This window comes from Shewanella sp. GD04112 (assembly GCF_029835735.1).
Taxonomy (GTDB): domain Bacteria; phylum Pseudomonadota; class Gammaproteobacteria; order Enterobacterales; family Shewanellaceae; genus Shewanella.
On the sequence record NZ_JAOEAL010000003.1, the window covers coordinates 111,384 to 131,163 of the forward strand.

16 protein-coding genes and 1 pseudogene are annotated in these 19,780 nt (G+C 44.4%); 12 read left to right on the forward strand and 5 right to left on the reverse strand.

All coding sequences use genetic code 11. The features are described 5' to 3' along the window. Positions 1-280: 280 nt before the first annotated feature. A complete protein-coding gene (locus tag N7386_RS23275) occupies positions 281-2,407 on the reverse strand; it encodes a DNA topoisomerase (protein ID WP_279771428.1) in 2,127 nt (708 codons plus the stop codon). A 162-nt stretch (positions 2,408-2,569) separates the two neighbouring features. Here N7386_RS23275 and N7386_RS23280 point away from each other — a divergent pair, with 162 nt between their 5' ends. The 10 genes from N7386_RS23280 (at position 2,570) to N7386_RS23325 (ending at position 12,652) form a co-directional block, all read left to right on the forward strand. Further along, positions 2,570-2,863, forward strand: coding sequence for a hypothetical protein (locus tag N7386_RS23280; RefSeq protein WP_259476955.1), 294 nt, complete (start codon positions 2,570-2,572; stop codon positions 2,861-2,863). 428 nt (positions 2,864-3,291) lie between these two features. Further along, positions 3,292-4,344, forward strand: a complete 1,053-nt coding sequence (locus N7386_RS23285) for a lambda-exonuclease family protein (protein WP_014611675.1) — start codon at positions 3,292-3,294, stop codon at positions 4,342-4,344. A 40-nt stretch (positions 4,345-4,384) separates the two neighbouring features. Continuing rightward, on the forward strand, positions 4,385-5,524 hold the full coding sequence (locus N7386_RS23290; protein WP_014611676.1) for an AAA family ATPase: 1,140 nt from the start codon (positions 4,385-4,387) through the stop codon (positions 5,522-5,524). Further along, positions 5,524-6,024 carry a hypothetical protein gene (locus N7386_RS23295; protein ID WP_014611677.1) on the forward strand — a complete coding sequence of 167 codons (501 nt, stop codon included), beginning with the start codon at positions 5,524-5,526 and terminating at the stop codon, positions 6,022-6,024. The genes N7386_RS23290 and N7386_RS23295 overlap by 1 nt, the downstream gene beginning before the upstream one ends. 99 nt (positions 6,025-6,123) lie before the next feature. Continuing rightward, the gene (locus N7386_RS23300; RefSeq protein WP_248088652.1) at positions 6,124-7,053 is read left to right on the forward strand and encodes a DUF3150 domain-containing protein; all 930 of its coding nucleotides are present in this window, start codon (positions 6,124-6,126) and stop codon (positions 7,051-7,053) included. 74 nt (positions 7,054-7,127) lie between these two features. Beyond that, positions 7,128-8,957: a VWA domain-containing protein gene (locus tag N7386_RS23305; protein ID WP_259476953.1), complete on the forward strand. Its 1,830-nt coding sequence runs from the start codon at positions 7,128-7,130 to the stop codon at positions 8,955-8,957. A gap of 68 nt (positions 8,958-9,025) precedes the next feature. Then, positions 9,026-10,207, forward strand: coding sequence for a toprim domain-containing protein (locus N7386_RS23310; RefSeq protein ID WP_279771431.1), 1,182 nt, complete (start codon positions 9,026-9,028; stop codon positions 10,205-10,207). 51 nt (positions 10,208-10,258) lie between these two features. Further along, positions 10,259-10,564 (forward strand): hypothetical protein, encoded by a 306-nt coding sequence (locus tag N7386_RS23315; RefSeq protein ID WP_014611681.1) that lies wholly within the window; start codon positions 10,259-10,261, stop codon positions 10,562-10,564. 52 nt (positions 10,565-10,616) lie between these two features. Continuing rightward, complete coding sequence (locus N7386_RS23320; RefSeq protein ID WP_014611682.1) at positions 10,617-11,405, forward strand: hypothetical protein; 789 nt, start codon at positions 10,617-10,619, stop codon at positions 11,403-11,405. 605 nt (positions 11,406-12,010) lie between these two features. Further along, positions 12,011-12,652 (forward strand): site-specific integrase, encoded by a 642-nt coding sequence (locus N7386_RS23325; RefSeq protein WP_279771434.1) that lies wholly within the window; start codon positions 12,011-12,013, stop codon positions 12,650-12,652. Between the two features lie 182 nt (positions 12,653-12,834). On the opposite strand, the gene N7386_RS23330 is transcribed toward N7386_RS23325, so the two are convergent. Continuing rightward, entirely contained in the window at positions 12,835-13,215 is a 381-nt protein-coding gene (locus N7386_RS23330) for a hypothetical protein (RefSeq protein ID WP_279771436.1), read from the reverse strand. After that, positions 13,208-14,545: a site-specific integrase gene (locus tag N7386_RS23335; protein ID WP_279771438.1), complete on the reverse strand. Its 1,338-nt coding sequence runs from the start codon at positions 14,543-14,545 to the stop codon at positions 13,208-13,210. Before N7386_RS23335 ends, N7386_RS23330 begins: the two co-directional genes overlap by 8 nt. Before the next feature lie 171 nt (positions 14,546-14,716). On the opposite strand from N7386_RS23335, the gene N7386_RS23340 reads away from it, so the two are divergent. Next, entirely contained in the window at positions 14,717-15,286 is a 570-nt protein-coding gene (locus N7386_RS23340) for a site-specific integrase (RefSeq protein WP_279771440.1), read from the forward strand. Positions 15,287-15,443: 157 nt separating this feature from the next. Here N7386_RS23340 and N7386_RS23345 read toward each other — a convergent pair whose 3' ends face one another. Together N7386_RS23345 and N7386_RS23350 are read right to left on the reverse strand one after the other, a co-directional pair. After that, positions 15,444-17,606, reverse strand: coding sequence for an Ig-like domain-containing protein (locus N7386_RS23345; protein ID WP_278892715.1), 2,163 nt, complete (start codon positions 17,604-17,606; stop codon positions 15,444-15,446). Between the two features lie 564 nt (positions 17,607-18,170). After that, positions 18,171-19,394: an ISL3 family transposase gene (locus tag N7386_RS23350; protein WP_279771444.1), complete on the reverse strand. Its 1,224-nt coding sequence runs from the start codon at positions 19,392-19,394 to the stop codon at positions 18,171-18,173. A gap of 87 nt (positions 19,395-19,481) precedes the next feature. Here N7386_RS23350 and N7386_RS23355 point away from each other — a divergent pair. Next, a pseudogene (locus N7386_RS23355) lies at positions 19,482-19,733 on the forward strand (S24 family peptidase); the annotation flags it as partial. Positions 19,734-19,780: the final 47 nt, after the last annotated feature.

Here is a 19,780-nt window from a genome sequence, read left to right on the forward strand (position 1 = left end):
CTCAGAACGACGAATGCTTAACGCTTTCGTATTCAGGCAATCTAGGTGATGCCCCGACAATCGGGGTGGGGGATAGGTTTGTAGAATGTAAATTTGAGAACCTGGGAGGGGACGTTTCGGCGTTCTCTGCCGAGATCGACGCTTCGGTGTTTCGGGTTGAACAGGCTGAGTCGTTTATCGTGTCCATTGGGGATACTGATTTAACGATTCAACCAGTTTTATACAAACCGATTTCCTAGCTAATAAAATGGGCGCTTTGCGCCCTTTTTTATTGCCTGTTTTATACAGGTTCCCCGTTCTTATCTTGGTAAGTGGCTTTGCATTTCGGGTAGCCAGAGCAACCGTACCAGAACTCACCCTTCTTTTTGACCGATTCACGCTTTATTAGCTTTTCACCGCATTGTTTGCACTGGAACTCGGTTGCAGTGGATGCCATTTTGGGTTTGCCAGATTTGGCTCCTGCTTTTCCTTTATTTGTTTTGCTGGTGGGTTGACTGGTGATACTAATCCCTTGGGATTTTATGTGGTTCACTGCTTGGGTTACGAATCCATCTACTTCCGTTAAAAACTGACCAATAGATAGCTCTCTGTCCCTTACTTGATTCATCTTTAACTGCCAAAATGCAGTTAGATCCACACTGGCCAAGTAACTAGGTAGCTGGTCATACGCTTGCTCACCAAATGGTGTAGCAATGATCTTTTTACCTTTCATTTCTATGAATTGGCGATTGAACAGCAATTCAATAATAGAGCCCCTAGTTGCAGGAGTGCCAATACCGCCTTTCTCTTGTGTCCCTTTGTCGCGCTCGATAAGGACACGCTTAAGATTTTCATTGGTAACGTATGTCGCGGCCTTTTTTAAGTCCTCTAACAATGTACTCATTACGTATAGAGCCTTAGGTTTGCTTTTCCCTTCACGTAAAGAGGTGTCACCAGAATAAATATGGCCACTGTCGTATTTACCAAGCCCATCCAGTTCATCAAATGCTGTTAGCTCTTGGGTCAATTCAGCTTGTTCTTCATCATCTTCAAATGACTCTCCTGAGTACAATGCCGCCCAACCATGACGCTCTACCTGAGAGCCCATAGCGGTTAACTTATATTCCCCGGCACTCGCTGTAACTTTGATGTGCGCGGTTATTTTCTTCGGGAAGAACTGAGCCAAAAAATTTCGACAAATCAGCATATAGACGTTCATTTCATCTTTCGTAACCTTACTCATATCTGCTCTAACATCACATGGGATAATGCCGTGGTGAGCTGATTCGGCTACTTTAGCGTCGCTAAAGGCGCGGCTTTTGATTGAGAAGTCTGCTGCATCGACTGCAGCGGCAAAGGCCGAGCAGTTCAGTTTAATAAAATTGGCAATGTGAGCGCCCTGCGGGTGAAATTCCTCGGGTAGATATCCGGTATCGGTTCGGTTGTAAGTAATGAGTTTATGATCTTCCCGAAGCGATTGAGTCAGCTTCAACGTCTGTTCGGGTGAATAGTCAAATAGGTTAGAACACGCTTTTTGCAGGTCTAATAGCGAGAATGGCAGAGGGGGGCTGGCTTCTGAATTGGTTCTATCGAGGTCAGTAATATTAACGCTCCTACCTTCCAGAGACAGTTTGATAAATTCAGCCTGCGACCTGTCTAACAACCTTTTTTTGTCGTCAAATTTTTCGGGTTCGCATTCTGCAATTTCATTCAGGTCCACTTTAAATTTAATCGCGCCCTCCCTAAACCTAACTGCGGCGAAAATGTCGTAATATGGAATCGAAGTATGCGACCGATTAAGCCTGCACCGTTCCACAACAAGCGACAAAATTGCCGACTGGACACGGCCTACGCTGAACACGCCACCATTCCCACTCAGTACCGTACACAGGCGCGTTAAATTAAGTCCATAGATGAAATCGAATGCTGATCGCCCGTAAGCCGATTGACTTTGCGATAGGAACTGCGAGTTAGGTTTTACGTTGGAAAATGCTTTAGCGATTGAAGCTTCGTTCAAGTCGTTAATTTTTAGTCGGTTTACTTGTCCTTTGTATTTCGCATAGTCCAACACTTCATCTACGAGAATCTGGCCTTCATCATCATCGTCACCCGCATGGGTAACTAAATTTGCTGATTTTAATAGGTCTAACAGAGTCTTAAGCTGCGCCTTTGTTTTGGCAATGGGCTTAAGAGTGAGCGGGAGTAATTGCATAGGCAGTGTTTCTACTGCCCATGTTTTATAAAGCGGGTTATGTTCCTCAGGGGTCTTGAAAGTAAGTAAGTGGCCAATGCACCAGCTAACGATTTGCTTCTGGCCTTTGCCGTCTGCACCACAATCAATGTAGCCGTTACATGACCTTGCGTTCTTATTCAAATACCCGGCAATGGCCTTAGCTACGGCAGGTTTTTCCGCGATTATTAAATGCATCCTCGACGCCCATTATTCAGCTAAAAGCGGCAAGTTAGCAGCTTGCTTAATACAAATCACAAAAGGCATGGAAATCCGGGGGAATCGGTTGATAACAAGCATTTGTTGTTTTAAATTGCATTAATACCCATTTATTATTTAATGTTTTTAGCGGATAAAATCTTGGAATTATTCACCTTTTTAAAGTCTGTAAGTGACGAAATTATCCCTGAGCTATCGAAGATACATTTGGCTGGATGGAATGGGTCAGAAAACCCTTTGGATGTGTTTCTGGCAGGGGAATTTGAAGAATGGCAATCTTGGCAATCTAAGCAAAATTTCAATAGGGAATACATTGTCTCACTGATCCAACTGCCTGAACCGGATACATGGTTAATTCCTTGCTTGATCAAACTTGTGATTCTAGCGTTTGCATTCTCGACCAAATCAAACTTAGCACCTTGTTTAGCGGCATGAGCGGCTACGCCTTAGCATTTATCCCGCAAGGAAAGACGGCAAAGGATCAGTGTTATGTTGCTTACTGGTTTACTGCATCAAACGGTGAAAGGGCGGTAAAAGACGTTAATATCAAAAGTATCACTACAGGTTGCTAATCAGTACCATCTTATTAATAAAAGTAATGATATACAGCTAGTTAAGCTAAATGTCTCAGAGGATAGGTTTTGAGTTAGTTTTGAGACATGAAAGGCTACACAAAAAGATTTTATCTGATAATATGCAGTTTCTAACCTCGCTTTTACTCTGGCCAATTTCAGTAATAGCGTTGCAGGCCACTACTCTCGCTTCAATTCCAAACCCGCTTTAATTCCACAAATCCAATTTAATCCAATCTTCACTGGCAGATTCGCTCTATCAGGGCTTTTTTGCGTCTAAAGGCAACCAAAATGAAAATAATCCCGCTTACCCAAGGCTCTGAGTCTTGGCTTGAGTGGCGTGGAAATGGCCTCGGTGCCAGTCTCGCGCACACTATTATCGGCGCATCCCACTATGATACTGCGTATCAGTTATGGGGTGAGATTATCGGAATATTCCCTAAGCAAGACCTCGACCGTAACCCCAATGTAATTCGGGGGAAGCAGTTTGAGGATACCGCTAGGGCAGTATACGAGAAACACACTAATGAAAAATTCCCTCCGCTATGTATCGAAAGCCAATTAGGTTATCCATTCATAGCAAGTCTTGACGGCCTATCGGTTAACTCTAAGAAAAAAAGAGTCTTAGAGATTAAGTGTCCGGCACCGTCAACATGGGATGAACTTGTAGAACGCAAACGTCTTTCACTGGCATTTAGGACTTACTACACGCAAGTGCAGTACCAGCTCTTATGTTGCGATGGTGAAGCTGAATCAGGGGTTTTATTTTTCTACAACGTAGAAACAAGACAATCCCTTGCGTTTGAAATCTTACCTGAACCAGCTTTCCAAGACTGGTTAAAAGAACAAGTCCTTAAGTTTTGGGATTTGGTCATCAACAGAACACCGCCAGAACTGGATCTCGAAAGAGATTGCATTACCCCTGATTTAACCAACTCAATCAACACTAAGGAATGGAAGGAGCTTACCTATCAATTAGTCAACGTACTAAGTGACAAGAAGGCTCTGGAAACGAAAGTTGATGCGTTGGATAAACAGAAAAGAGCTATTGAGCAGTCAATTATCGACTTGCTTGGTGGCTTTAAGCAGGGTGAGTGTTTTGGTGTCAAAGTCGCAGTGTCCAGAAGGACTGGCAGCATTGATTACCAAACAGCTTATAACGATTTAGCCGCAATGACAGGGCAAAGCGTTCCATTAACCAAACGTAACGATAGCTTTTCTACGCGATTATCTATTAACCGCGCTCAAGGCGAAGCGATTACAAAAGAAGTCATAGAAAGTGTTAGGGCAGAACTCATTAAAACGGTTTCTTCAACCCCAAACGATTACGACTTTACCCTTTAACTATCTCAATCCAATCCAAACCAATCAAAGGACTTTCAATATGTTCACACAAGAAAACATCAAAACTTTAGCTACTACATTCGCAAACACTTTAGTTGAGGCTCAAGCGGCTCACGCCACTAAGTCTGCTAATGCTGCCCTATTTGATGGGACTGACGTTTCGTTTAACACGGTAAGCAAGTCGGTAGGTTCACTGTTTTTAAACACAGACCGTCCATTTGCAAACCCAAGTAAACAATTTCAGGTAAAAGAATGGCCACTGCCGCCAGCCTCAATTTTTGAGGTGGACGAGGACTACTTGTTCAGGCTGGATCTTCTGCAAGACATTCTTATGTTTTTGCAGGATTCAATGGGCTTCGGTCTATGGCTTTCAGGTAGCAAAGGTACTGGTAAAACGTCAATCATCGAGCAGGTAACAGCTCGGCTTGGCGTACCGTTATTCCAAGAAACGGGCAGTGCAAAAACCGAATATTTTGATTTATTCGGTATGCACGTTCCGGTTGGTAACGGTAAAACTAAATTCATGGCAGGCGGCTTGCTGAGTGCCATGAGAGAGGGCGGCGTATTTCTTCTTAACGAAGCAGACGCAATGCTTCCATCTGAGCAAATTAAACTCAATGAAGTGGTATCCGGTAAACCAATTTACGTCCCTCAATTAGAGGAATGGGTCTACCCAAGTCCTGAATTCCGTTTTGTGGCCACTGGCAACACTAACGGTAACGGCAACACTAACGGTAACTATCTAGGTACTAACAAAATGAACGAGGCTTTTATGGATCGTTTCATGGTTGTTATGGTTGAGCATCTTTCACAAGATGCAGAAGTCAGAATGCTGAAAGGCTACCTAAATAAACTGTGTGCTGACAAAGGGCTTAAAGGAAACCCTAAATTCAATCTGCTGGCTTACGAGGCTATGTGCTCAGAAATGGTTAATGTGGCAAACCTCATTCGAGGTGCCGTAATTAACCAAACCGGGGCATCTACCATGTTGTCAATGCGTGGGTTGAAGCGTTGGATCACCCTGACAGTGCTTAATACTAAGACTGCCGGGATGAACAGCGTGAAAGCTGCTTTTATGAAAGCTCATGGCAATTCATTGTCTGAGGCTGAATTATTAATGGCTGTTGAGTTGTGTGAGGACGTATTCGGCAAGGCATTCTCTGAAAATGAGGCTGCATAATGCAAATCGGATACTTTCTAACATTCAAGCATGAGACTGAGACTTTCAGCAGGATCAACATTGAAGATTTAATCGACCACCTCAAAACGGTCGATACTGCCATACCTGCTTGTATCAAATATGAATTGGTACAGGAATATGGCTGTAAAACTCTTAAATGTACTTATCCTGACGGGCTAGTTGAACAGATCGTGCTTTGTTCGCCACTGAGTTTTGAGGGGCTACAGGAAACTGTTTCAGCCACTCGACTTCCAACTATCGCGTTAACAATCGTCGCGCTGCAAGGTGCGGGGGTTTCTATCGCTAACATTTGTCTGTATCGCAAGAGCGGCAAAAACAGAGAAGAACTGAAATTTAACGGGCAGCACACGACGTTCATTATCGGCAATCAAACAATGGTTGACGGTTTGGACTTCGTAGTTGTGGGTTTAGACATTCTTGAAACATCGAGAGTGCGCTTTACCTTCAACTCAGCCAGTTTCGATTTTTGGGATCTCTAAAAACCAATTTGCCGTTTTCAATCTGAAAATGGCCCTCTACTCAAAACACCAATCTAATCCAACCAATCAAGGGGCTCATGTAGCCCCACGGAGCTATTTATGTCTATTCCATTTCCAAAAGATTACACCGTAGTTTTCGTAACTGTTAACCAATGGCACGCAAAGCGTACCTTGCAAAGTTCGATGCTAGGGCTCGACACAGAAATATCGAAGAAAATTGCTCATTTGGGCAATTTGAACTCGATAGATCCTGAGTCAATCAAAGTGTTTCGCAATCTATCAAACCAAGCTCATGCCGCATGTAACAAATTCGGCGTTAAGTTTGGCAATGGGTACTTAGTACCTAATGCTAAATTGCCTTGGTTAAACGGCCAATTGAATGACATTAAAACGTCATTTTATGCCGCTAAACGAGACTTAATCACTGGCTACGAAAAGCAGATTTCCAAATGGGCTGACGAAGCCGAGGCGGTTCAAGCTGGCTTCGGTAAGTACGTGATTAATACCGCTTACTCGAAAGAGTACATTGATAAGCAAATTCAATTTAGCTGGCATGGTATGGACGAGGAAATTAACAGCCTCGGAAACACTCTGCTCGATGAAGTTGCTTCAAAAGCGCAAGAAAAACTGGATGTGTTAGAGGAAAAAATTGCGAGTAAATGGGGCTTGAGAGTAAGCCGTAAAGACTTGCCAATTTTGGAATCTATTAAATCAAAACTGCTGGCCAACACACTGCTAGATAAGCGTGTTCAACCAATCATCGACATGATTGATGAACTGTTAGACCAAACTCCTGAAAAGGGTGATTTGGATATGACATTTGCGCGTAAATATCTATCAGTGGTTAAGACCCTGACTCAACCTCAGTTGATTTATGGGCTTAACGCTATCGCTGTGGAACCTGCTGAATCATCGGAAGATGATGAAGTGGATATCACAACCGAAGCTGAACCAGTAGAGGCAACCGAACCGGAGCCAACTACACCTGTTGTGACTCCAACATCAATGGACTGGTTAGATGTTTTTTAACTAATCCAACCCCAAGAATGGCCGCTTAGCGGCCATTTAACTAATCAAACCAATCAAACCAAAGGAACTCACAAATGAGTATTTTTGAATCGCTACCAATGTATATCGGCGCATTAGCAAATCAAACAGGTATCAAAGTAAAAATTGGCGGTAACAGTGCAGAAGTGGGGCGTTACGGCTCGACCTGGCACATTAAGTTGCCCTACATTGATACTAAAAATGTTGAGCTTGCTGCTTTGTCTTATGGCTACGCTTTGCATGAGACTGGCCATATCCTTTACACAGATTTTGATTTTCGGAATGAGTGGATCAAAGGTGTTTCAGCGAAAACAAATACGCTAAGAAATATCTTTGAGGATATGTATATCGAGAGACAGCTGCGTCGCAAACTTAAAGGTTCGCATGATCGCCTAAGTAAAGTACGTTCTCACTTAACTAAGCGAGGCGATGAACTGAATTTGGATGAACTGACAACCGCCAAACTGATTGACCTTGTAATTTACTTCTATGGTTTTAGCGTAAATGGCTACGACAAAGTGTATTACAAGCAGTTTGAGGATTTCAAAACCGAACTGGATGCCCGTATAGAACCTGCATTTACTGCTGTTTTAATGGGTATCGTGGGTAACTCCCGCTATACACAATCTACCAAGGATTGCGCGGTTCTGGCCGAAGAAGTGATGCAGTACATTGAGGATTACCTTGATGAACAGGCTAACAAGTCGAATGATGCTAATAGCTCAGATGACGATACGGACAGTGATTCTGACGATGCTAACGGCTCCGACGATGATTCTGACGATGCTAACGGCTCCGACGATGATTCTGACGATGCTAACGGCTCCGACGATGATTCTGACGATGCCAACGGCTCCGACGATGATTCTGACGATGCCAACGGCTCCGACGATGATTCTGACGGTGCCGAAGGTTCGCAAGGTGATACCGGCGATGCTGATAGCTCTAATGATAGCGGCGATATAAACGGGTTAAAAAGCGCTTTACGGGAGTTTTTAGATGATGAATCAGGCGATCTTGAAGATAGTTTAGAGAAAGCACTAAAAGCTGAAATCGAAGCAGAGAAGGAAGGGGACGACAACGAACCTGATCCTCGTGAAGTTTCGTATAACCCAAGTGTTTTACCAGCCCCAATTCAAAACCAAAATTTTGCACATGCCGATTCAATTCAGAAGAATGCGAGAAAAGAATCATTGTTTTTAGCGCAGCGCCTTCACGGGCTCGTTGAATCAAAAGCGCAATTGCAACTTGATCGACGCAGCAGCGGTAGACGCTTAATTAACAACGCTGGTTTAAGGCTAATGCAAAATGACATGCGTGTATTTAAACACGAAAGTCAGGTTGATATGCCTAACACTGCGGTAACGCTCTTACTTGACCAGTCAAACTCAATGTGTGGAAAAGCGTATCAAACTTCGGTTGAATCGACTTACGCACTGGTAGAGGCTCTAAGTAAGATCAATTTAGTTAAAACCAGCGTCTTGGGATTCGGAAATTCTACTGAGAGTGTTATTGCGCTCAAAGGTTTTGAAGAAACCCCTGCAAAATGTCTAACCAAACTGGCAAGCTCGTCTGCCGATGGATATTGCACTCCATTAGCTACTGGGCTATGGGCAGCGTTAAATCAGCTTTATACCCGCACTGAGGATAGAAAAGTTGTTTTAGTCGTGACCGACGGCCAGCCACATGGATTCCAATACTGCAAAAATCTAATAGCAGAAATGCAAGCCTCGAATGTCGAAGTTTATGGCATCGGGATTGGGAACGATTTAAATCTCCCAACTCTGCAATCTCTGTTTGGTAAGCAGTTTGCAATCAAAGTGGATCAGTTAAGCGACCTAGGCAATGAAGTTTTCAAAATTGCAGAGGGTATTTTGCTGGACTAATCCTAAACCTAAAAACCAGCTTGCATTATGCAAGCAGGTATTAATCTAACCAATCAAGAGTAATTAACATGAACACTAGACTAGAAAAATTTAAAACCGAAACTCAGGAAATCAAGGCATTGGCTAACGGCCAATGGCCACGAATTTTAGGTAATTTAATACCTGCAATTCGTGATGCCTGTGATGGTTTTACACCTAACAAACGCCCGTCTTGCGGGTGTCCATATCATAACTCTAAATCTAACGACTCATTTCGCCTCTTAAAACGAGCGGAAGAAGTGGGTAGCGCAGGCTGTTTCACTTGCGGAGTCTGGAACGATGGTTTTGAACTGCTTATGCACGACAGAAGCATTTCGTTTTCAGAAGCTGTAAAACTGGTCGGTTCGGAAGTCGGTTATTACGACCTTTCAGGCCAAGCTAGTGAAGCTGCCAAAATTGAGGCTGATAAAGCTCAAGCGCGTTGGGAAAAGAAGCGTGAGGAACAAGCCGTTAAAGACAAACAAACCAAAGTGAGAATGCTCAAGAGGCTTTCTGACATTTGGAATGAATGCTTTGACTTAGAAGCCCCTGAAAGTGAACCCGCAAGGCTTTACTTCCAGAACCGTGGGCTAGGCAATGTTGGTAATCTGAATAGCGAAGTGGTGTTTCACCCTTCACTTGAATATTACATGGAAACACTCGATGCCAACGGGAAGAAGAACTTTTCCCTGTATGGCCGTTTTCCAGCAATCATTGCTCAAATCAGAGATCCAAACGGTGTGCCTGTCAGAATCCATAGAACGTATATCACGCTCGATGGACACAAACTGCAAGCCCCTGATAACAGCCCTAAGAAAATGTCACCTGAAATTCCACAGACCAGCATCAGCGGCGGCGCAATTCAATTGAGCCCTGCAGGTACAAAGGTAATTGGTATCGGTGAAGGACTGGAAACCACACTCGCTGCGGCAGCTGCTACACGTATGCCTGTCAATTGCTGCATCAATGCCCAATTACTTGGGGATTGGTTGCCAGCCGAAGGAACGGAATACGTTTTTGTCTTTGCAGACAAAGACGCATCAAAAACCGGGGAAATGGCAGCGAACAAACTAGCGAAGCGTTTAGAAGAATACGGTGTAACCGTTTTCATTCTATACCCTCCACTAGAAATCGAAGGCGATAGCAAAGGCGTTGACTGGGATGATGCATACCGTGTTTTAGGTAAAGCGGCTTTCCCTGAACAAGCAATGAACTGGCAAGAGCTTTTGTAACTAATGATGCGCCCACAAGGGCGCATTAACCAATCAAGTAAGGAACGAAAAATGATATTGTCTACCACAAAGCGACGGGAATTTATCAGTAAATGCGACTTAGCATTTATAGGTAACAACACTAACTGGGATATTTATTTGGGCAGCGGCGGCACTCTATGGAGCGTTCCCAAGCTGGATAAATTAACCGATTGTCACTTGTCTATTTTTGGCGATTCTAACCACATCAAGCAGCTAATCAGCGAAGGACTGTTTCACGACACCCCAACTGAGTTAGGATTAGAGCTATTGAACGGCCTAATAAGCCCATTAGCGACAACCAATAACTATCAGCCAGCCATAGGTTTGGCTGCTTAGTTAATTTAAAGATGCGCCTCCGGGCGCGTTAACCAATCAACCAGGATTATCAATGGAAAATAAGCTACCACCAAAACGACTCATGCACCTGCATGACGCTCCTGACATGCTAACTTGCAGCATTCAGCAAGGGGGGCGCTACTCGATGGAGGTTAAAAGCCTAGAAGGATTAGATAGATTGAAAGATTTGTTGTTGTGCGCGGTCGATGCCGTTGCTGATTACAAAGTGAAATCCAAAATTCCAAATTTACCTAGGTTCTTAATCATTACTAATAGTCAGCTACTCACAGACTGCTTCGCTGATCCAAGCGCCGTAGAACGCATGGTATTCAACGAACAGGAGGGCAAGCTAGCCGAGATATGCTTTGCGCTTATTTACAAGCTCAGGCTGATTGGCGGCGTTGTTCATAAAGAGATTACTGCTGTCAAACAATGCAATGTAAGCCTCAACTCAAATCAGGACTTGCGCGAACACTTCAAACTAAATTGGCTGAATGACAAACCGTTATTCATATCGCCACATGCGTTTTATCGGTTCGCTAAGCGAATTGCGGCCATAAGGCTTGAAGGTTGGAGAAATCCAATGAACTTCATTCATAAATGGCTTAAATCGTCTAAGTTTCAGGTTAACAAGCGAGAAGGGGATAAAATCTGGTACTACGAGGAATCGACCAACTCAATTTTTGTGGTTGTCGAGACTCCAGATACCCAAGAAATGATTACGTACATGCCTGCCAAGAAAGGCCAAGCCGGACTAAGCAAACACTTTAGCACCGACTACGAAGCCGTTCCGGTAGGGAAGCCCACTGTAATTAAGATTGCATTAAACAAACCGAAATAAAAAAGGGAGCCATTGGCTCCCTTTTTACATTCCGATTCGCCGGTATGCGATTTAGTTAAACATTAAAATGCGCATTTTGATGCGTTGGATGTGGGGCTGGCATCATTAATAGCAATCATTAATAGCAACGGGGGTTATGGCCTGACAATTAAGATCTTATCCTTGGTGTTTTCTGTTGATGCGCTAACCTTGGTGTTTTTAATCAAAGAATATGATTTAAATTATAGTTTTAATCTTATATTTATTAGTTAGTTAATCGCTATTGGGTAGTGAGCGAAGCCCTACTTGTTATGACTTGTGCAGCTTTTTGACATCCGAATGCAAACGAATATGACGAGTAATATGATTAGTGGTTCTTTAACGCTGGAACCAGTTTTTCGTGGGCTGTGGCACTATCGTCATAATTTAAGACGCAGCAATGGCCAAGGTTAAATTCTAAAGTTGACAAAATTAATCTAAATTGTGACAAAAAAGTGGTGAAGTGAATTTTTGAAAACATTGCTTTCCGTGAAAGGCTTTGAATGGCTGGCCGCGCTACTTTAAAACCGTGACTATTGGCGTTAGTGTTGTCTGTATCACTCACTGAAAAATGAGAAATACAGACAATGGCATTACCGCAATTAATCGAAAAGCCGCAGCGTGATTGGCTATTTAAAGTCACAAAGCTAAACAGCAAACAGCCTGAGCGCGATCAATGTTTGCTGGCTTTCTTCTTTGGTTCGGCTTGCACAACGCTTGAGATAAACCGTATTCAGCTAAAAGACGTACTGAATAAATCGGGCAGATTAAACAGGTCGTATACTGTCAGAGGGGTAGAGCGCGAGTTTTATCTGTCTAATCCCAGGTTATGCGAGTTTCTAAATCAATATCTGGTTTACCGAGTTAAAAACAGAATTGGCCTAGGTGATAACCCTGACCAGTATCGAGGGCTTGATCCTGATAATTCCCTGTTTTATTCATACCAAAACAAACCATTTTCTATCGTTCGAAAACAAACGCTAGCGGGTAGCGATAGCTATTCGTGTGATGCGCTAAACCGCCACATAAAGACTTTGCTCAATAATGCAGGGATTGAGTCTCCGAGTGTGTTATCTGGCCGTAGAGCGTTTGCGGTGGCGCTTCACCGCCAAGGTTATGATGTGGCACATATTCACTACATGCTCGGCAATAAAACACTAGAAACAACTCAAAAGCTGTTAACAACAGATCCAATTTCAATGGGAGCTATTGCTGCAAACGCATTTTGATTGCCATTTATGAGCGAATAACGCACACTATAAAGTTGATAGTTTCGTGAAATTAAGAGGAAATCTATGGCGGAATCCGTACTATTTGCAAACGGCAAAATTAGGGATGAAATCCACCTAGGCTAAATTTGCCCAACGCGCCAAAAATGTAAAGTTAGTCAATGTTTAATAATAACAATTAATTAAGTTAGATTTGGCGGAAATTTCCAGAATCCCGGCGAACCCTCATTATGGTGAGACATATAGCCTTCAACAGAGCATTGGGTGAATGCGTTGACACTCTGCTTATCACACCACCTGAGATACAAGGATGCGGTAGAAAAGACTTGGTACAAGGAGTGATGACTGCCGCCTTCTTCAATCGCTTTATCGAAACTCTTTTTTAACTGAAGAATAGCGCCCTCTCGGTCAGCATCTTCAAAATGTCCGCCCTGTTGCAATAACTGCGTAGAGGGAAAGTGCTTGACAAGAAAACGGTTAAAGTCCGCTTTTTGAATGCTATGTATGTCTAATTGGATACACAACTCTGGCTGCCAACCGCTGAGATATTCCACTTTACTCATTTTCACCTCCTTGTTCGTTATGTAATGCGCTGTGCATGATGTTATCAAGGATGCCAAACTTGACCTTGAAAGCCTTTTTCCGTCTAAGAAAGCGCAAATACTTCCAGGTGGTCGATTCATTTTTATGTCCCATCCACGTCATCAACAGTTCCATACACTCAAGATCAAGGAGTCCGGCTTCGAGTAGGTCGCTGAGGCGGTAAGTGCCATAGGTCGAGCGAAAATCGTGGAAACGGTGGGTGAAGGTGGGGTGTGACTTTTTAATTACGCTGCGTAACTCTGACCACCTTGCTTCGATGGACTTTGCGGTTACCGGATTACCTTGTTCACTGACAAACAGAGGTTCGTGGCGCTCACAACGCTCCAGCGCATCAACGGCTTCCCGTTTCAGAACCGATGCCACTTCAAATAAATTATCCAGTTTATTATTTAGCTTTGTCACACGCTGTAAGCGCCGTTCAGAGGTGCGGTAATCATCTAACTGAGCTAATAGTTCGGTTGATATTTCAATGGTTCTTTGCTTGGCATATTTGGTTTGAACACCATTCAATTGTGGTGAAATCGTCAGTTCATAGCGGTGCTCACTTTCAGCAAGTCGTATGGCAGTCTTTAATGCATCAAGGGTGAGTGTGGCGACTTCGTTGATCCGCATTCCGGTATCAATAGAAAGCAGCACCTGAAGGCGTAGTTCAATGGATGCTTGAGGCAGATACGAGGTCAATATGCCCAGCGAATCGTTACTCAGGGGTGTGAGCGGCCTTATGTTCTTGCTGCTACTGTCTCTCGGCACTTTAATTCGTAGATCACTGGTCTGCACGGTGAATGTTGGAGATACGTGGGCCAGCATCCCTGTGCTTTGCACAGAAACATACTCCATCTTAAACGGCGCTTCTTTTTCGCTTTTGACTATCAGGTAGCCCTCATACATCAACCACTTATAGTAGTTAACGATTTGGTTCATCCGAACGCTGGCGGTTGAGTGAGCTAGTTCCCCGCTATTGATCTGCTTGAGCAGATGTGAGCGAAAGAGGTAGGTTGGCTTTAAGCGTTTAACAGGTGGGAAGTGATCCCAACGGAGGTTGTTATCTTCTAAAAACTGATAGAAGGTTTGGAGAGCTTGGGCGCAAGGCGATAAGTCTTTGGCTTGCTTAATGGCTTTCTGATAGAAGAAGTAGCTATTGGCTTCGTGATTAAAGGCTCCTTCTTTGGTAAACAACGTGGGTAAAGAACCAATATTGTCTTTAAGTGGAGAGCACTGGAACAAGCCATCACTATTCGCTATTAACTCCGTTTCTTTAAAAACATCATCTGAATGTATAAGAACTGACATAAATCCCTCTCAATACCCACTGGCTATACATACAGCATGGCCAGTGGGTGATTATTTTCCAGAGTTATTTATGTGTGTAAGATGCTTTTCCTACACTAACCTGTCATTGTATAAGACTTTATTCCTCTCCCACAAATGCGCCTGTTTAGTCCTGATGGTGAAAGGCTCTATTTGACCAGTGAGGAGCGCCGACGTTTCCTCGATACCAGCGCCTTGGAATCGCCAAGCGATAGGATGTTTTGCCATGTCCTGCATTACACCGGTTGCCGTCCGTCTGAAGCCTTGGCCATCACGTCCAGGCGCGTGATGATCAACGATAGTGCGATTGTGATCCACAGCTTAAAGAAACACAAAACCGACCAACAAGGGCGGCTGAAGCAAGCACAGTTCCGCAGCGTCCCAGTGCCTGCCTCGTTAATTGAACACTTGGATTTGGTGTTTGGTTTACGCTCACAGCTACGCCGTGATCTCGTTATCGATGCGCCATTGTGGTCAATGAGTCGGCCCACGGCCTACCGTTTGGTTAAACGGGTGATGGATAGAGCGGGAATTGTCGGGGCGCAAGCGACAGGGAAGGGCTTGCGCCATGGTTTTGGCGTGGCGCTGGTGACGGCTAATCCGCCAGTACCATTACATGTGATAAGCCAACTCATGGGGCACAGTGACAGCAAGACCACGGAAATTTATTTGCAGGTACTCAGCGAAGAACGCCATAGCTTAGTGATGAATGCTTGGGCATGATAATTTAGAGCCGTTCACATCCCCTCATCTTCTATCATCGTACTACGCGACTACGAAGGAGGAGGAAGTCAAATCGGCTCATAACGAAAAAACCGCCCTAAGGCTAGCTCAGGAGCGGTTATTTCAAAGATAAAAACGCTGCATCAGTGTTATAGCGTTAGATCAGTGGCTTTGCGAACAAGCTGCCATTGTCATACAAAGGAAAACCGCTGGCACCTTGAGATTTAAAGGTCACTTTCCAGCAAGCTCCGTTATGCAGATTACTGCTGACCTCTGCAAGAGTACGACCGCACGTTGCCACATCAAACAGTGCATTGGTTTGATCTGCTTTGCCATTTTCTGGCACAAAACTCAGGTGATAGTTGCTGATCCCTGCGGGGATATCACTACCACTTTGACCGCCAAGGGTGAGAGCCGCTAGGAAGGTACCTGGAGCGGTAATTTCACCCGCCATCCCATCAGATAGATCATTTATTTCAGTGTTGATCATGGCATAAATGGTCTCTTCTTTACCTAATCCCGATGGTGAACCGAGCACTTGGCCTATATCGGCAATTGGGCTGAGGACGGTATCGGTTTGAATAGTGATGATGTCACCAGCATTCAAATTACGATCAGCGGTCCAGATAAATACACCTTCATTTAAGGCAGGAGCATCATTTTTGCGATGCCAGAAGGCACCTTTGGCCTCATAGTAATCACGATCGGTGAAGGTGATACGCGTACCACCATTGATACTCTTCATCAGCATAAAGGCAATCGCATCCGGCGCTTCAGCATTACCCGCCACAAACTGGATATCGCCAGCCTCTAAGCGAGTAGGCTCACCCGCAGTGACAAACAGACCCAGTTGGTCACCATTGAATGCATTGCCGGCATTGTCAGTGATCAGCGTGCCCTCTAGACGCATCGCGTAAAACTTTGAATAGTCTAACGGTGAGCTTGGGCGGATCACTAGGCGATTAAAGACGACGGAGACTTCAGGGCTATCTTTGGTGTAACGATTGATCAGTTGTTCGCCATGATAAATCGCCAGCGCACCATCGCCAAGAGTGATCCCTTCATCAAAACTTAATTCAATACGGGTATCGGTATTAACCCCTACAGTCTGATTGGCTGGGAATTGTTTGAGTAGACTTGGCGCTAGCTGATCTGTGGCTTGTTGACCCAACGTCATAAAAGCCCCTTGAAATTGCTGTTCACTGGCGGGTAGATCTTTGGATACCGCAGTTTTGCCAGGCCAAACGGAATCACCATTATCGAGCAGCAGTTGTATCCGAGAACCAGCGCTCATGATTTGCTCAGACAAAGGTTGCACCAAGGTTTCAATACTGCCCTTGCTGATCGCTCGTAATTGTTCCAGATCGTTATTCAGCGCTATTGGCTCAGCGTTGCCACCTTGCCAACGGTATAGGGCAAAGTTATCTGGAACCTCATTCACTGAGGCCGTCGCAGGGCCACTGATAATCAAGTAATCATCTTGCCAGCGACTGATATCACGAATCCCCCGACCTGCCAGGTTCAATTCCATTGGCTCGCCAAAAACAGCGCTGCTGGCACTACCATCAATCAGTTGTAAATAATTGGTCACTGGCACAATTAGTGCTTTATTGCGTAACCGTTGATCCAGTTGTGGGGCCCTAAAACCGAGCAGTAAACTATTACCATCGTGACTAACGGTTGCCCCTTCGATAGAAAAGCCATGGACGTTTTCTGGCGCAATACCGGCGCTGGCAGAGCGACTAAAACCTAAATAGCCTGCCCCTTTTCCATGACCATTATCGTTATCCCATTGGATCAGATCGTTTTCCAGTTGAGAATATTTACTTATATATTCGAATTCTGTTTCCGCCCCACTGCCAGTAACACTGACCGCCACAATATGACCCCGATCAGCCACGGCTTCACCGCCGTCTTTCTTATTACTGTGGGAGCCAACTACCAGTAATTTACCTGGTGCATACCAAGTCAGTGCCTCAATATCCAGTTCTTTAGATAACCCAGACACTTCACGGAAATCCCACTCTTTCACTATGTTTAGCGGAGCGTCTAAGGTCAACGGTTGGCGCGGATAAACTCGCAATACGTTTACTTCATCATCGGCCACAATCATAAATTGATCGTCTAATGCTACCGCTCCTGACGCATCAGAGCTGCCAAATTCTGATGCTGCTGGTAGGTAAGTTAACAAAGTGACGGGAATTGGTTTTTCCACTTCTGGGGGAATAGTTGGTGAGTCATTATCTGAATTACATCCCATTAAGGCTGAAACAATTAAGGCACAGATTGAGACTTTGTATTTTAGCGATGTCTGTTTCACGAGTAACCTATCTCTTTATAAAGTAAAATAAATGTATTCGAAATAGCATACTGATGAAACATAAAATAATTATGACAAAACCCAGCACATTTACTGACGGGGCTAAGTGTTTTCATTTTGTATTCGCAACAGGGGGCATTTGGCCTGAATTATAAAGTGAAGTTACGCAGCGTTCCTGTGCCACCTTCTTTAATTTAACACTTGGATTTGGTGGAGGGAGTTGCCCCCTTGCGGGGGCTGGCTGTCTAGGAGCTGTTCACCGTGGTTCTAGACAGTTGTCATGATATTACCAAGTCATCTGCAACAAGTGGTCAATAATCTGTGGGTATTGATCAGATTTATGCAACTAAAGCGGATTTGTCTGCAATTATTTACTGTTTTCCATTATTTATTACTATTTCAAGAGAAAAGCTACTCGCCACCGAACCCTGATTTTTTGTGGATAACACCGCAAAAGGCGCGGTGATTACCCACCGAAAAAATCACGAACCGGAGGCCTGATCTAAATTTTCAAAATTTTTAAAATTACTGCTATTATTACTGATTATTTATGGCTCTTCGTTGTTATTGGTGGAACCCCATATCCAGCTTTCCAAAATGAAAGATGATGGCACGTTGAAATCGCTCTGAATTTCGATACCCCATAGCCTTTACTCTGAGCAGTCTAACTTGGCTATTGATTGCTTCTGCCAAACCGTTTGATAGACCAAAGCGCATGGCATTAAGTATGCCCCAGAGTTTGTTCTCGATTGTATCTGCCACCGCCATTAAGGGTTTGAGACCGCTGGCTTTAGCTAAAGCTATCCAATCTTTCCATCGTTGCTTTGTTCCTCGAACACTATTGCCATGCCAGATGTTCCGAGCCTGCTCTTTGAAATACCATGCAAGAGCCGTATTCATCATTGCCGGGATGAGCCTATTGACCCTCTCTCGGTCGGGGTCGCTGAGATTATCTCGTCGCTTTAACCAGTAAAAACGTGTTCGATGTGCCTCTTGCCGCATTGACGGCGCCAACCTGAATAACTCGTCTTTGCGGATCCGGTTAACCGCCTCCGTTAGCATCTTGGCTACATGGAAGTGATCAAATGCGATTTTCCTCTCTGCATTTGGCAGCGCTTTCTTTGCTGCTTTAATGTAAGCAGGACTCATATCCATACATATAGACTGAGTTTGACGTAATGCATCTGCAGGCAGCTGTGTTAGGCAGGCATCAAAACTTGCAGCTGAACGTCCCTCTGAAACCGCTAAAACTTGTCCTTCATGATTAGAGAGCAGCGTGACATATTCATGCCCCTTTTTAAGAGCGGTTTCATCGACCAATAAATAGTCGGTATTAATCTGTTTGCGTTTTGCCAGTCCACGATAAACAGCGCGCGCCATAATCCTATCTATGGCTCCCCAGCTCAGTCTAAAGAACCGACTGACGGCATTAAGAGAACTCATCGCAAGCAAGGCCAATACACGCATCTCAAACAATTCAGTGTAACGACTGCTGCCACTGGCCCATGGGACTTGGAGGGTTTGATAACCGTGTGAGGTACAGTGTACTCGTGGCACGTTAGCTTGAATGAGCGTTTGATACTGGCAGGTATCCAAGTGACGCCATTTTCGTAAACGGGAATCGTAATGGCGACTCTCATTGTGGCATATAGGGCATTTAAAGCCTGCTTGAGAAACGTAGGCGATGGTAACAATTATGCTCTGACGTGATTCATCGAGTTGAACACTGGATACGACCCAAGGTGCCTTTAGCCCCAAGATTTGTTGATATAAAGCAGCTTCACTCATCACTGAAATTTAAGAGGAATTTGGCTAGAACTATACCTATTCCACCATGTTCAGAGAAGAGCCTTATTTATACAGTGGTTTGCAAGTGTGAAACTCATAACATGCCATGCGAGTGCGGGAATTTCGGGTTTTCCAAGTCCTGCAGCGGATTACGTTGAATTACCTCTTAGCCTTGATCAGCTCCTTGTTGAGCATCCGAGCTCGACCTGGTTTGGTCGTGCTGCGGGCCGCTCAATGGAAGGGGTTGGGATCTATGATGGCGATATACTGGTAATTGACCGTGCAGCTAAGCGCCGCAATCTCTCGATCGTTGTTGCCAGCTATAACGGAGAATTTACGGGTCTGTCGCAAACTGAGGAACGAGTTTATCATGAGCGATGCTCTCT